General features: G+C 59.0%; 11 protein-coding genes and 1 rRNA gene. 5 read left to right on the top strand and 7 right to left on the bottom strand.

The genetic code is table 11. From position 1 onward, the window contains the following. Positions 1–100: 100 nt before the first annotated feature. The 3 genes from LKG04_RS08280 to LKG04_RS08270 all read right to left on the bottom strand — a co-directional run bounded on the left by LKG04_RS08280 (position 101) and on the right by LKG04_RS08270 (position 5,074). Positions 101–1,939 (bottom strand): Ig-like domain-containing protein, encoded by a 1,839-nt coding sequence (locus LKG04_RS08280; protein WP_291763771.1) that lies wholly within the window; start codon positions 1,937–1,939, stop codon positions 101–103. A 484-nt stretch (positions 1,940–2,423) separates the two neighbouring features. Next, the gene (locus tag LKG04_RS08275; protein ID WP_291762546.1) at positions 2,424–3,302 is read right to left on the bottom strand and encodes an HAD family hydrolase; all 879 of its coding nucleotides are present in this window, start codon (positions 3,300–3,302) and stop codon (positions 2,424–2,426) included. Beyond that, a complete protein-coding gene (locus LKG04_RS08270; protein ID WP_291762544.1) occupies positions 3,296–5,074 on the bottom strand; it encodes an alpha-amylase family glycosyl hydrolase in 1,779 nt (592 codons plus the stop codon). Before LKG04_RS08270 ends, LKG04_RS08275 begins: the two co-directional genes overlap by 7 nt. 546 nt (positions 5,075–5,620) lie before the next feature. Between LKG04_RS08270 and LKG04_RS08265 the strand changes: the two genes are divergently transcribed. From LKG04_RS08265 to LKG04_RS08255, 3 genes are all read left to right on the top strand, one after another. Beyond that, a complete protein-coding gene (locus tag LKG04_RS08265) occupies positions 5,621–6,865 on the top strand; it encodes an extracellular solute-binding protein (RefSeq protein ID WP_291762541.1) in 1,245 nt (414 codons plus the stop codon). Between the two features lie 155 nt (positions 6,866–7,020). Continuing rightward, a complete protein-coding gene (locus tag LKG04_RS08260; protein WP_291762539.1) occupies positions 7,021–8,448 on the top strand; it encodes a carbohydrate ABC transporter permease in 1,428 nt (475 codons plus the stop codon). 32 nt (positions 8,449–8,480) lie between these two features. Then, positions 8,481–9,389 (top strand): sugar ABC transporter permease, encoded by a 909-nt coding sequence (locus tag LKG04_RS08255; protein WP_291762552.1) that lies wholly within the window; start codon positions 8,481–8,483, stop codon positions 9,387–9,389. Positions 9,390–9,772: 383 nt separating this feature from the next. On the opposite strand, the gene LKG04_RS08250 is transcribed toward LKG04_RS08255, so the two are convergent. Continuing rightward, entirely contained in the window at positions 9,773–10,501 is a 729-nt protein-coding gene (locus LKG04_RS08250; protein ID WP_291762537.1) for a histidine phosphatase family protein, read from the bottom strand. Between the two features lie 265 nt (positions 10,502–10,766). On the opposite strand from LKG04_RS08250, the gene LKG04_RS08245 reads away from it, so the two are divergent. Both LKG04_RS08245 and LKG04_RS08240 read left to right on the top strand, forming a co-directional pair. Next, on the top strand, positions 10,767–11,123 hold the full coding sequence (locus tag LKG04_RS08245) for a DUF4235 domain-containing protein (protein WP_291763768.1): 357 nt from the start codon (positions 10,767–10,769) through the stop codon (positions 11,121–11,123). Between the two features lie 416 nt (positions 11,124–11,539). Continuing rightward, positions 11,540–12,310 (top strand): nitroreductase family protein, encoded by a 771-nt coding sequence (locus LKG04_RS08240; RefSeq protein ID WP_291762550.1) that lies wholly within the window; start codon positions 11,540–11,542, stop codon positions 12,308–12,310. 258 nt (positions 12,311–12,568) lie between these two features. On the opposite strand, the gene LKG04_RS08235 is transcribed toward LKG04_RS08240, so the two are convergent. The 3 genes from LKG04_RS08235 to rrf form a co-directional block, all read right to left on the bottom strand. Continuing rightward, positions 12,569–12,844, bottom strand: a complete 276-nt coding sequence (locus LKG04_RS08235) for a hypothetical protein (RefSeq protein WP_291762533.1) — start codon at positions 12,842–12,844, stop codon at positions 12,569–12,571. Between the two features lie 18 nt (positions 12,845–12,862). Then, a complete protein-coding gene (locus tag LKG04_RS08230; protein ID WP_291762530.1) occupies positions 12,863–13,801 on the bottom strand; it encodes an aldo/keto reductase in 939 nt (312 codons plus the stop codon). A gap of 295 nt (positions 13,802–14,096) precedes the next feature. Beyond that, positions 14,097–14,203 (bottom strand): 5S ribosomal RNA (rrf, locus tag LKG04_RS08225); the annotation flags it as partial.

Genomic DNA, 14,203 nt, shown 5'->3' with positions numbered 1-14,203 from the left:
GGAACCACGTGTTCGTGGTTCCGACGACGCCTCATGCCGTTAGCCGGTGATCCGGATCCTACTATTCCAGTAGACCCGGGGAACCCGGGTCACAGGGGAATCATTGACGGCGGGTGATCAGGCGCAGGGCTAAACCAGCACCAGCCAAGACGATCAAAGCGAACAGAGCGATGCCCACATTCGCGCCAGTATGCGCCAAACTGGAACCAGGCTGGGCCGGCTGGGCCGGAGTCGCTGCGGCAGCAGGTTCGTTGACCGTCACGTCCAGCGTGCCGGTGGCCGTCAGGCCGTTGCCGTCAGTCACCGTGTACGGCTGCGGGGTCGCCTTGCCCGTGAACCCAGACTCAGGAGTGAACACCGCAACCGGCTGGCCGCCCTTCAGCTCCACCGTCCACGTGCCCTCGCCCGGAACGACCTTGCTCGTCTTGCCGTTGTCGAAGACCACGGACTCGATCGGAGCGGATCCAGGAGTCGTCACCGGATTCAACGTCACCGGCTTGCCCGGATCAGTCACAGCGGACTTGTCACCCGTAGCCGGCGGCGTATTGACCGTCACAATGAGATTCGCCGAAGCGGTCTTGCCGTTCTCGTCAGTCACCGTGTACTTCTGCGGGGTCGCCTTGCCCGTGAACCCAGACTCAGGAGTGAACACAGCCTCAGGCAGACCGTCGCCATTCAGCTTGATCGTCCACGTGCCCTCGCCCGGAACCACCTTCGTAGCGTCGCCATTGTCGAACGTCACCGAAGTGAACTTCTGCGACGTGCCGAAACCAGTCTCAGGAGCCAACGTCACAGCCTTGCCCGGATCAGTCGTAGCCGACGCATCCTTCGCGGCCGGCGGGGCGAGCTTCGTCGTCACAATGACAGTGGCCGGATCGGAAGTCAAACCGTTCTTGTCAGAGACCGTGTAATCCTGCGGAGTGGGATCTCCCGTGAAGCCACTCTCCGGCGTGAAGGTGATCGTCGGCTTGCCCTCGGGATCAATGGTGATGTTCCATGTGCCTTCGCCGGGGACATCCCTTGAAGGCTGTCCGTTATCGAAGGAACCCGTCGTAATCGGCGAAGTTCCCGGATCGACATCAGGAGTCAGCGTAGCCGGCTTGCCCGGATCGACTTCCGCGGACGCATCATGCGCAGTCGGAGGGGTCGGGAGCGAGCAGCTCGCGAGATCGACCGTGCCCAATCCACCGGTAAATTGTATCTGCGCGCCGCCAAGGCCTGCCGCAATGTAGCCCGACTGGCTAAGGAAGAAGGTTCCCGAGGCGTCATAGGCGACGCCATTGAATGCGCCGCTATCCTTACTTGACGCAACCTGAGTGCCGGAAATCGTTCCATCTCCAGCAGCAGTGGGAACACTGGCCGCAGGAATCATGATCTCAACTTGATTTCCAGACATGCTGTTGACAAAGTAGAGATTTCCCTTGCTGTCGAAGGCAAGATCGCCGTTGGCCTGGGCTGTAAGCTTCACGCCAGGTGCCGTAAGCTCCCCCATGAGGCCGATGGCTTTGTCTGCTTTCGTGTCCCAACCGTACAGAGCGAACGTGCCTTCGGCGGTCCAACCGCCGAAGTAGTAGATATCGTTGAAGGGACTGACCGCGCCACCGACAAGATATGAACCCGAAACAGCGCCACCCAAGTTAATGCTCCCAACCGAGCTTGAAGTCTGTCTGGAAGCGGCGTACTTCAGAATTTTCACATCGGCGTTGGCGGCGCCAGCCTGCTGGACTGCATACGCAGCGGAACCATCCTTGTTGATTCCCAGACCATTAGCGTTACTGCCCAGAGTCGCGCCGGGCACTTGCGCAGTGGCGCCAGTTGCGGTGTCGATGCTGTAAATGGACCGGTCGCTGCTGTTTATGCCATAGATCGTTCCCTGCGTACAGCTTAGATTCTCCGCAGCCAGCGCGGACGGTGCCACGAAAGACAGGCCAGCCAGCATTGCTATCGCCGAAACCGGCGCGACTACTGAATGAACAAATTTATTATGTCTAGATGTCTGCTTCAACGCGTTCGCCCCCAACCTTGTACTATCTCGCCCATCCGAGCTTCTCCTTACTTGGTAAAGTCACTGACTTTGTGCTATTCCAAGGCCTTGCAGCCTGAACTGCACGTCCGTGACGCGCTCGCGCCATCACCCAATGCAGTTTGAGCCGCTGAACCACCCACTTCACCCATCGCATGCACATGGATCAAGGAGCTTTTGTACAGTTTCATCTCAGGTAGTACTAATCTTTTTCACAACAGGTATGGAATAGTATACGTTTACGTGGTGCAAGTCATGTTTTTGAATTCTCCGGCTAATCGTTGCCTTTGTTCACTGCAGAATCATGGAATAATGCTGCTTTAGGGGTCGAGCCATCCCTGAACGACGCCATTGAACGACACTGAGCTCATCTGCAAGTCGGCGTTCTCCGCCCACGCCGTTATCGCCCGCGTTCCTCGTTAAAAATATACGCGCCCAAAGCCCCATAGTCTGCTCCGGCGAATGACCTGGTCGCATGCTGCGCAATCCGGGGGGCGTCGCCTACAGACTGTTCCGTGCATAGATACGCGGCGTCGATGCCCGCGCGCGCTGCGCCGAGGATATCGGCACGTTCTTCGTTGCCGACCATCAGCGTGCGGGAAGCCAGAGTGCCGGCAAGATGCAAAGCCTCTTCGAAAAACCACGTGTTCGGCTTCTTTACGCCGTAATCGCTTGACAGCAGCATGTCGTCAAGCATCATGTGCAGCCCGAGCCGCTGAATCTCACCACGCGTGAAGCAGGCCTGCGCATTGCTGACCAGCAACGTGCGGATTCCCACATCATGAAGCCTGCCCAGCAAAGCCTCCGCGCCGGAATACAGTCTGAGCTGCGGCGTCGCAGCGTCACGGAACAGACGTCCTGCTTGGGCGGCCAGTTCAGCTGTGGCAGATGTACGGTCATTATCGGTCGCACCGCCATCATCACGCCCATGTGCCGCAATCAGCGCGGAATACACGCACAGATAATCCGGCTCAACCTCGCCCTCATCGGCCACCTCGATGCGTTCGCGGGCCAGCCGAGCCGCCACCGAAGTCTTCTCCTGAGCCAGATAGCGCCCGAACTCGGCACGCAGATCGTCAACGGCATCGAAATAGACGCCATGGTCGGCGAAGAAGCGCCATAGCGCCTGCCATGGGCGGTCCGCGGTTTCATCGTTACGAATATCGACAAGCGTGCCGTACATATCGAAGAACACTGCGTCATATCGGGCATGGTCGGCATGCGTTGCAGATTGCTGCGCTGTCTGCCGCCGGCGGAACATAGCGTTGCGTCTCAGCATGCGAATACCCCAAAACTCTGAGGGCCAAGGACGAGCATTTGCCCGCAGCCATCAGCAGTTGTCCCGGCTGGCGATTCGGTTGACGCCCCGACACCTGCTTCAGTTGCAATCTCTAGCGACGCGTCAACATGCAACTCGCCAACGGCAAGGAGCAGCTGGGCATGTGCGAGGTCGAACTCGAGATCACCCAAGTTGATTCGTTCTTCGGCAAGGCTTGGGTTCAGTGCAATGATCAACCGCTCGCAGTCTGCCTGCTCGCCGTTTTTTCCGCCGCTCGCATCAACACGCTCGATCACCAGCGAGCGCCCGTCCTCGGGAGCCGCGAGCACCGAGAATCGCCCGGAGGCGCGCAACGCCCCATGTTCGGCCCGCAGAGCGAGCACGGCGCGCACCCACGACAGCATCGACGAATCGTCCGAATCCTGCTCGGCGACGGTCGGCGCATCCGGTCCGGGATCTACAGGCAAATAGAGCGAGCCCGGATCGGCCTCAGAGAAACCAAGGTTGGCGGCGGCGCCGTCCCACTGCATGGGCGTGCGGCTGCCGGTGCGCGCATAGCCGCCCTCTTTGGTGGGCAGTATCCGATAGCGCATGCCGATCTCGTCGCCGTAATACAAGTACGGCACGCCGGGCATCGTCAGCAGCATGCCATAGGCCACTCGCCGCTCGCGATCGCTCAAGCGCGGCGCCAAGCGCGGCGTGTCGTGGTTGCAGGTAATGAAACAGAAATACCCGTCGCCTCGCGTGGCTTCGTATTGCGGCACATATTGCCCGAGGAACTCGCAGGCGCTGGAACCGCCGCGAGCCGAGAAATAGCTCAGGTCGTGCATCGCATCCAAGGTGTCGTCCACATTGCGGGCGAGCAGATTGTAGCCGTTCGGCTTGCCATCCCAGCGCCAATCAAGATAGAAGTCCATGTCGAATCCGGCCTTCATGGCCTGATCGGGCACTCCCCATTCCGAAACGAAAGCCGACTCAGGGTATTCGCTTTTGATTACGCCGAGCATCTCGCGCCATGCGGCGATCGTCGCCGATTTGGCGTCATCGTCGTTCTTGACCAGCGAATTCGCCATGTCCACACGGAAGCCGTCGCAGCCGCGCGAAAGCCAGAAGCGCATCACTTCGACCATCGCGGCGCGCGTAGCCTGCGCGGCTGGCGAGTCCGGCGACATCTGCCATGGCTGGTCGCGCCTGGCAAAACCATAGTTCAGCGCCGGCTGGCATTTGAAGAAGTTTAATATATAGGCAGCGTCCCGGTCGCTCTCGCCGCTGATGAATGGCATCGAATAGCCTTGAAAAGCGCCGCCCGTCCAGATATACCGGTCGGAGAACTCGTTGCGGTCCGCCTGCTTACTCTGCTCGAACCACGCGTGCTCTTCGCTCGTGTGCCCTGGCACCAGGTCGAGCAGCACATGCATGCCGCGCTCATGGGCAGCTTCGAACAGGGCGATCAAGTCGTCGTTGGTACCGTATCGTTCCGCGACCTTGCAGTAGTCGCGCACGTCATAGCCGGCGTCCTTGAACGGCGAATCGTAGCATGGATTGATCCACACCGTGTTGCAGCCCAGATCCCGCACATAGTCGAGTTTCTGCATGATGCCCGGGATATCACCGATCCCATCCCCGTCTGAATCGTAGAAGCTCTGCGGATAGATCTCGTAGAACACAGCTTCGTCCAGCCACGCCGGACGCGAGGCGAGGCCACACCCTTGCCCATGCGCGTCTTTGCCGCTCTCCCCCTGAAACTTCGCTGCACCGTCAGTCGTCGACATTGATTACTCCTTTGTAGTATCTGCGCACCCGACCAGCATACGATGCCAGCTGAACCGCAACGACCGCTGAATGTCGCGCAAGGCACCGGAACAGCTCTATAGCTCGGCCACATGCTGCAAACGATGGCATATCTGCTGCGCCCGGCCGCAAGAATACCTCCAGCCGCAGGCAGGCACTATTCTTCACAAGCTCGAAAACTGCACTTTGCGAACATGGCAGTTTCAGTCGCGGCTCATCCGGAACACCGAGCACGGGACATCTAAGTAGCGCCGCGCCAAATCCACACAGTATCTCCTTGACACACGGCTGCGCCCATTGTTGCATACGTTTGCAAATCCATGTAGACTGTTAAGCGCCGAATCGGTCAATGAGGCGATGATGCAGGGCCTTCAACTGTTCCCAGCATATTGATGCCACGCAGCGACAGGCCGCGTGCATGGAGGCCAGGCTTTGGGAACGAAGGAAGAGGCATCGGCCACGGGCCGGATCGACATGGAAAGCAGAGCGTTCGCCACATCGGCGACGCGCACTTGAGGAGGTCAAGGATGACAATGTTGAAAAAGCTTCTGGGCGTAGGCACTGCCGCGGCCCTTTTGCTGGGAGTCGCAGCCTGCGGCTCCAGCTCGAACTCGGGGGACGCTGGCAGCAAGGGTGCTACCGGAACCACCGAGGCCAGCCTCACCGTATGGGGTCCGTCGGAGGATCAGGCCAACGCCGATTCCTGGCTGCCCAAGATGGAGAAGGCATTCGAGAAGGCCCATCCCGAATATAAGATCACATGGAAGAACGCCGTCGTCAACGAAGGCGACGCGGGCACGACCGTCAAGCAGGATCCTTCCGCCGCAGCCGACGTCTACATGTTCGCCAACGACCAGCTGGGCACCCTGATCGACGCCCAGGCCATCGGCGAGCTCAGCGATGACGCCGCCAAGCAGGTCAAAGAGCAGAACGCGGATTCCATGGTCACGTCGATCACCGGCACCGACGGCAAGCTCTACGGCGTGCCTTACACCGGCAACACCTGGTTCATGTACTACAACAAGGCGAAGTTTAGCGCCGACGACATCAAGTCGCTTGACGCGATGCTCGCCAAAGGCAAGGTCTCCTTCAACTTGGGCAACTCCTGGTACCTCCCGGCGTTCTACGTCGGTGCAGGCGCCACGATCTTCGGGCCTGACGGCACGGATCAGTCCGCCGGCATCCAGCTGGGCGACAACGCCGCATCCGTGACCAAGTACCTCGTCAAACTTGTGCACAACCCGAACTTTGTGGTCGACAACGACAATGGCGCCGGCTTGGCTGCCCTGCAGAACGGTACCGCTGATGTGCTCTTCTCCGGCACATGGCAGGCCGCGGATGCGAAGAAGGCCCTGGGCGACAACTATGGTGCGGCGCAGCTACCGAGCTTTACGACCGATTCCGGCACCTACCAGATGAAATCCTTCTCCGGATCCAAGGCCGCGGCCTACAACCCGAACTCGAAGAGCCCCAAGGTCGCGTCGCAGTTCGCCGCTTTCCTCGGCTCGACCGAGGCACAGAAGGCCCACTTCGAGATGCGCCAGATCGTTCCGACCGACAAGACCCTGTCCTCCGATGTAACCAGCGATCCTTCTGCCGTCGCGCAGATGGACACCATCGCCAACACCTCGGTGAACCAGTCCACGCTGCCCGCGATGGCTGACTTCTGGGATCCCGCTAAGACCTTCGGCACCGCGCTGGTCAACAAGGACGTCACCGACGCCAACGCTGCACAGAAGACCGAGGCGTGGGCTGCCTCGTATAATAAATAAGTAAGCCGCAGCGACATACCAGCCGCCAAGGGCGCCCCACCCCGCTTCATTAGGGGCGGGGCGCCCTTGCGTCGGGTGCACCCGGCAGCGCACATCGGCGCGGGCGCCTTAGAGTAAAACAGTCGTTGAACCTATCACCCATGAAAGGTCATGCCATGACCAACGCGTCCAGCTTGACGCAACCGCAACCGCCGGCGCCGGTGGCGCCGGCACGTCGCAAGCGCACATCCAATCCGGATGGCCTTGAGCCGTCACGGTACTCGCTCGGCAACGCATGGCGCTACGGCGACGCCGTAACCCGCCTATCGTTCCTCGTCTTCGGCTTGGGCAACCTGCTGCGCAGGCAGTTCATCAAAGGCCTGCTCTTCCTCGCCGTGGAGATAGCCGTCATCGCATACCTGTCGACCACCGGGGCAACCTACCTGGGCAAGCTGCCATCGCTGGGCGACTCGGTGCAGACCCGAGTCAAGATCGACGGCTTCTGGACATACAAGGCCGGCGACAATTCGGTGCAAATCCTGCTTTACGGCGTCATGGCGCTTTTCGTCATCGCCCTAGCCGCCGTCGCATCCATCCAATCAGCGAAAAGTGCTTACAGGGCCCAGCTGTCCGTGCAGGAAGGGCACACGCCGGTCTCCTTCGTGCATGATATGCGCGAGCTGGGCAACTCGAACGCCCACATCGGCCTGATGTTCCTGCCGACCCTCGGCATACTCGTGTTCACGATCCTGCCGCTGGTCTTCATGATCTCGATGGCGTTCACTAACTACGACAAGAACCATGTCGTGCTCTTCGATTGGGTGGGCCTGAAGAATTTCGCGCAGATTTTCAGCTCTACAGGCAGTGATGTAACCGCCGGCATGTTCGTCTCCGTGTTGGCTTGGACGCTCGTGTGGGCGTTCTTCGCCACTTTCCTCAACTTCTTCCTAGGTATGTTCATGGCCATGCTCATCAACCGGCAGAGCACGCGGCTCAAGGGATTGTGGCGCGCCTGTTTCTCGATGTCCATCGCCGTGCCGCAGTTCGTCTCCCTGCTCGTTATGAACACGATGCTGCAGCGCGACGGCGCCATCAACCGTCTGCTGCTCAACGCCGGGCTCATCAACGGCCCGCTGCCCTTCCTGCAGGACGCCAATTGGGCCAGAGCTACCGTCATCATTATCAACCTGTGGGTCGGCATTCCATACACAATCATGCAGATCACCGGCATTCTGCAGAATGTTCCGGTCGACCTGTACGAGGCGGCCGAGCTCGACGGTGCGAACTGGTGGCAGCGCTTCGCCAACGTGACGATGCCTTTCATCTTCTTCGTCATGACGCCTTATCTCATCACTACCTTTACCGGCAATGTGAACAACTTCAACGTCATTTACCTGCTCACCGGAGGCAATCCGACGCCGGTCGGCGCCTCCGCAGGCAAAACCGATCTGCTCATCACTTGGTTGTACAAGCTCACCGTCGACAAGAACAATTACAATCTCGGCGCGGTCATCGGCATCATGACGTTCATCGTGCTGGCCGTGATCTCGCTGATCACCTACCGCAACTCCGGCTCCTATAAGAATGAGGGAGGATTCCAGTGAGCAAGACTGCTTCCAGGGAAAAACCTACGACTGTGGCGCAGACGCAGACCCGGTCCGGCGCGCACGGCTCCTCGCACGTGCCTTTCTGGCGCGACCAGCATAAGCGGCGCATCGTCGGAGACGTGTTCACCCACGCTTTTCTGGCCATCATGTCGATCATCTGGCTCGTCCCGATCGTATGGGTGCTGCTGGAGAGTTTCAACCAGAACACCGCACCTTATCAGAAAACGTTCTTCCCGCGTAATTACACGCTTGCGAACTACGTGCAGCTCTTCACCGAGCGCGATGTGCTCAACTTCCCGCGCATGTTCCTCAACACGCTGTTCATCGCGATCTTCGTGTGCATCATCTCGCTGTTCTTCGTGCTTTCGGTCGCGTTCTGCATGAGCCGGCTGCGCTTCCACGGCCGTCAGACCTTCATGAACATCGCCTTGATCTTGGGCATGTTCCCCTCGATCATGGCTGTGATCGCCATCTACTTCATCCTCAAGGCCTTCGGCCTGACCAGCGGCGCGCTCGTGCTGGTCGCATTGATCCTCGTGTATTCCGCCGGCTCAGGCGCCGGTTTCTACGTGATGAAGGGCTATATGGACACGATCCCGTTGTCGCTCGACGAAGCCGCCTACCTCGACGGCTGCAGCCGCTGGCAGGTGTTCATAAGGATCATCATCCCGATCTGCCGGCCCATGATCGTCTACCAGGCCATCGTCGGGTTCCTGGCGCCCTGGCTCGACTTCGTCATGGCCAAGGCCATCGCCCGCACCCAAGACAACTTCACGGTCGCGCTGGGATTGTGGCAGATGCTGCAGAAGGAATACATCAACCAGTGGTACGCGCGCTTCGCCGCCGGCGCTGTGTGCGTCTCCATCCCGATCGCGATCCTGTTCATCATCATGCAACGCTTCTATCAGGAGTCGATGTCCGGCTCGGTAAAAGGCTAGGCGCTTCCGTCAGTCCAACATTGTCCTGCTGCTTCGCGAAGGCCGGGCAGACCGATCATCTGCCCGGCCTTCGCACATCCAGCGGCATGACGAATCGCCGATTCTATCCGATTCCTTGGGCTCATTGCATATTAACGGCCTCGTTGCGAAACCTTCCGACATCCGCACGCGCTACTCCCGGTGGTAGCCGCCGCTCATTACCGGCATTTGCACATTCGTCACGCAACTAAAGTCATCATTGCCATGCCGAATCGGCCAGAACTGCCCGTTCCCGGTATTTCCGTCACGCCAAACCACCGGTTTGCGTGACGAACCTACCAGAATCCCAGCGGTCAACGCCCAGCCAACCGTCCGATCAGCGCCAGGCAGGTGCCCGTATGCTGTTACAGATTCCAATGCTCGATGACCCGATCGCCCTTGTAAACGCCCAAGGAAGAGTAGTGCGCGGTGTCGAGCCGCAGCATCTTCGCCATATGTGGATCGAGTCCAAGCCATTGGGTCGTCAGGATGCGCAGAATATGTGCGTGGGCGACGAGCAGCACATCCTGGCCCTCTAGGACCATCGGCAGCATCTGCCGCGCGACTTCGGCCGCTCGGGCAGCGACCTGTCCAATGGTTTCCCCCGGCGCATTGCGCACACTTACCTGCTGTCCGGAAGGCAGTGTTTCGACGCGTTCGCCATCCAGGTCAGGCCCCAGGATCTCTGTCCCGTCGTGCCACAGATTCCATTCGTGCCCAACTGCTGAACTAAGCTGGCCGCGCGTGCGTCCCTCCGCCCTGCCGTAATCCCACTCCACCACGCCGGGACACACGCGTACATCGGCGAACCCCGCATATTCTGCGGTCTGTTTGGCTCTGCCCAGCGGGCTGCAGAATACGCGCGCGCCGAAACCCTCAGGATACGCCTGCCGTATGCGCGCGCCTGCCTCGACGGCCTGCCGTTCGCCGGTGCCCGTCAAAGGGATGTTGGTGCGACCGGTGTATTGGCCGGACACGCTCCACGCCGTTTCGCCATGGCGCAGCAGCACAAGATGACCAGTATGGGTTGCGGCACCGCCTTGGAGGGCACCTGACTGAGAGGCAGCATCGCCTGAAGTTTGGAAAACGCTCATAGTTTTACTCTAATACCGGATTCGTATCTCGGCCATGTATCGACCCGGTTCGTGGCGAATAATGAACAACGGCATGCAACGATTCATACCGCGCTCGCTGTGTTCTTCCGCCAGCAGCCGTCAGCTCCATGTGGCCCGCCTCGCGCTCTGTATGCATGCTCAATTTCGTTCCACGCAACGCGTACACGGATACGACGCGTACTGGGTGAATTATTATAAGACTATGAACGACATGATTGCGGAGTCCAGAGGGCGCCTGGGAGAAATGGCTGACAGCATTGTCGCCAAACTCGGCGTTGTTGACAGGAAGGTGGATGAGATGGCCCGAGCGAGAACGAATGAACCCGATACCATGGGCGACAAGATCTTCAAAGCCGCTGTGCCGGCGCTCGCCGGTCTGATAGCTGGCAAAGTATTCCAGACACTATGGCACAAGGGCATCGTCAAACGTCGCAGCAATGATTCCGAGGCCGACGAGCGGCAGGGGCTGCTGCTGACACTATTATTCGCAGGGCTTTCTTCGGCGTTCGGCGCGGTAATCTCGCAGCTTTCAGATGCCGGCTCGCAAGCTTTCGTGGAGCATCGCCATATCAAACGCGCCAAGCGTTCCGGCGAGCGCTGAACAGCTCCTAGCATCTTCGCTACCCAGCCCTCCGTTTTCGGCAGAGGGCAATGCAGCTCCCGTGGCCGATATCGCAATCCCCCCCCCCGTGCTTTTGGTTGCCTGAGCCCCTTTCTCCACTACCACATTTTCATGGGAAACTGCACAGCAGAAGCTCTGGAAGGTCGCGTTTCGGGAAAATCCCGGAAAATTGCGGACATGGGTTTCACACGGCGCTTTACCCAGAGCTAAACCGTAACGCGCGTGGCTGCAGGTATTGCGAGAATACCGTTATGTCTGATTTCACTACTGATCCAGCCGCTGAAACGCCTGATGTCGGGCCGGCCTTCGCCGGACCGATTACGGTCTACTCGCCCGACGGCACATCGCCTGCAAGCAGGTCGGCCGTCTCCGCTCAAACCCCAACACGAGACGAGATCATTACTAATCCCGTCATCGAGACGCTGCTGCAGCGTCGATCGATCCGCAAATTCAAGCCGGATCCGATCGCTGAATATGTTATCGCAACCTTGGAAACCGTGGCACAGCATGCGGCATCGAGCGAATATCTCAACGACTGGTCCGCCATCCGCATCACTGACGAGTCGCTGCGCAAACGCATGGCGCAGATCGGCAATCAGCACTACATCGGCGAGGCGCCGCTGCTATATGTATTCATCCTCGACGAGCACCGTAACGCGGCGATTGCCGCGCAAGGCGGCGTTGACGTGCGCAGCGCCGAGTTCACGCTGAATACCAGCTATCGCTTCTCCCAAGCGCAGAATGACGCCGTACTTGCGATGCACGCCATGGAGACCGCGGCGAATTCGCTGGGGCTCGGCTGCGTTTATCTTGGCTCGCTGCTCAACGATCCGCGAGCCATTATCGATGCGCTGCAACTGCCGGAATACACGTATCCGGTGCTGGGTCTGGCGATCGGTAAGCCCGACCAGGCCCCTACGCTCAAACCGCGCATGGCCCGTTCCATGCAATTCTTCGAAAACTCATATCCCGCTGATACCGACAGTATCCTCGAACCGTTGCCGCACTTCGATGCGGTCGTCCATCAGTATTACGATCTGCGCCATACCGAACGCCCCGTAGATGCCTTCAGCACTCAGACGACCGTGAAAGCCACCGACCAAAGCAACCTGGCGAAGCCGGTCGGCCCTGCCGCCGGCGGCCAAGGCTTCACCCTCGACCGATGAGCTGAACGGTTTATGAGTGATGGGCATTGCAGGACCATGCCAAAACTCGTATCTTGCCTATGCGCAGAGCGCTATTGGCGCGCTGCGAAAGTCCAGCTGCCTTGTGTGCAGCGCTATTCCGAGGAGACCCGAGTATCAGTCGTTCCGAAACCGCCGTTTTAGCCACCGATACTCGCGCTGCCACGAAATTAGCGCTACATACAGCGCCGATACCCGCACGAACCAGAGGATCCCGCACAATCCGAGGTAAGGTCCGGCCTATTTTCTTCGCGGCTTATAGCCTCGTTTTCGCGAACGTGGCTTGCGCTGGCCTTGTCCTGACCCGCGCGAGCCTTGCGACTCGATACCGCGCGCAAGGGTCGTCTCTGGGTCTCGATGCGTCAGATGCCACGCTCCGCAATATTCGCAGCGGTACACCCACAGCTGTGCGCCACGCTGCACGAAGCTGCTATCAGCGGCACGCTGCGCCTGGACCTTGTCGTGATACATGATCTTATTCGAGATCACGCATCGTTTTGGGATGAAATAATGCACGGCTGCACAGCACCCCGCTTATGGCAAGTCGTTGCCCGCCGCAAGATAGAGGTCATACCACTCCTGCGCTGTTAGCTCGACTTCAGCCCCTGCGATCATGTCGGTGAGCCTAGACGGGGTCATAGAACCCAGCAGCACCTGCATCATCGCCGGATGGCGCAGAATCCATGCGACCGCGATCGCGCTTGTGCCCACGCCGTATTTTTCCGCCAGTTTGTCCAACGCCTCATTGAGCTCCGGGAATTTCGGATTGTCGATGAATACGCCCTCAAAGAAGCCGAACTGGAACGGGCTCCATGCCTGAATAGTCATATGCCGCAATCGGGAGTAGGCAAGCAGGCCACCATCGTGATCGACGCTCGGCGCATCCTCCATATTGACGTGGAACTCCTGCTGAATCATGCTCGTGTGTCCCAGCCCGAACTGCAGCTGATTGACCTCAAGCTTTTGCGACAATGCGCTTTGCAACAGCTCCACCTGCCATGGGTTGACGTTGCTGACGCCGAAATGCCGCACTTTGCCGCTGGCCTGCAACTCATTGAACGCCTCGGCGAGCTCATCGAGATTTACCAAAGTGTCAGGCCGATGCAAGAGCACGAAATCGACGTAATCGGTCTGCAGATTTTCGAGCTCCTCATCGAGTGCCGCGAGCAAATGCTTCTTTGAGAAATCATAGCGGGTAATGGTATTCGATTCCGGATCACGGTAGATGCCGAACTTCGTCTGTATGAAGATGCTGCTGCGCTTCACGCCGAGGTCGACCAATGCTTGGCCGAAGCGTCGGCTGCTTCCGCCTGACGAATAGCAATCAGCAGTGTCGAAGAAGTTCACGCCACCGTCAATCACAGTCTTGACGATTTCGTCGGCCTTGTCTTGCGCCTTTTCGTCAATCCTCATCACTCCAAGGGCCACTCGTGAGGCTTCGACGCCTGAGGTCCCTAATGACTCATATTTCATTGCCGCTCCCTATCGATTGAAATTCGGGCTGTACTCCATTGTATTGCCCAGGTTCGCTCCAACGCGCGCTGCACATCGATTGTGCTGCTAGAGCATAAATGTGAACAGGCCGTTTAAAGCTGAAGTGGCCTTCCCCAATCACGTCTTTGGCAGGGGTTGCTGTATGTATCGACCTAGGAACTCAAAAGAATCATGCAGATCTCGCCGGAGTCTGCCGCCGAATGGGTCGGAACATATTCGGATATGTGGAAAGCCTCGAGGACTGTGTGGTCTTCGAGGCTTTTGTAGGTGTTGTTTGCGGCGGTGTGCTACTCTCCCACACTCTGTCGGGTGCAGTACCATTGCCGTGCTGGGTCTTAGCTTCCGGGTTCGGAATGGGACCGGGCGTCTCCCCCAGGCCAT

The sequence above is a fragment of the Bifidobacterium sp. genome (assembly GCF_022640935.1).
Classification (GTDB): Bacteria; Actinomycetota; Actinomycetes; order Actinomycetales; family Bifidobacteriaceae; genus Bifidobacterium.
Note: the sequence above shows the minus strand (reverse complement) of the source record. Positions and strands in the feature narration are given on the sequence as shown.

What these genes read in the sequence shown, in the direction of transcription:
- LKG04_RS08280 (WP_291763771.1), bottom strand. Translation starts at nt 1,939, where the DNA reads ATGCTGGCTGGCCTGTCTTTCGTGGCACCGTCCGCGCTGGCTGCGGAG.
- LKG04_RS08275 (WP_291762546.1), bottom strand. Translation starts at nt 3,302, where the DNA reads ATGCTGAGACGCAACGCTATGTTCCGCCGGCGGCAGACAGCGCAGCAA.
- LKG04_RS08270 (WP_291762544.1), bottom strand. Translation starts at nt 5,074, where the DNA reads ATGTCGACGACTGACGGTGCAGCGAAGTTTCAGGGGGAGAGCGGCAAA.
- LKG04_RS08265 (WP_291762541.1), top strand. Translation starts at nt 5,621, where the DNA reads ATGACAATGTTGAAAAAGCTTCTGGGCGTAGGCACTGCCGCGGCCCTT.
- LKG04_RS08260 (WP_291762539.1), top strand. Translation starts at nt 7,021, where the DNA reads ATGACCAACGCGTCCAGCTTGACGCAACCGCAACCGCCGGCGCCGGTG.
- LKG04_RS08250 (WP_291762537.1), bottom strand. Translation starts at nt 10,501, where the DNA reads ATGAGCGTTTTCCAAACTTCAGGCGATGCTGCCTCTCAGTCAGGTGCC.
- LKG04_RS08245 (WP_291763768.1), top strand. Translation starts at nt 10,767, where the DNA reads ATGGCTGACAGCATTGTCGCCAAACTCGGCGTTGTTGACAGGAAGGTG.
- LKG04_RS08230 (WP_291762530.1), bottom strand. Translation starts at nt 13,801, where the DNA reads ATGAAATATGAGTCATTAGGGACCTCAGGCGTCGAAGCCTCACGAGTG.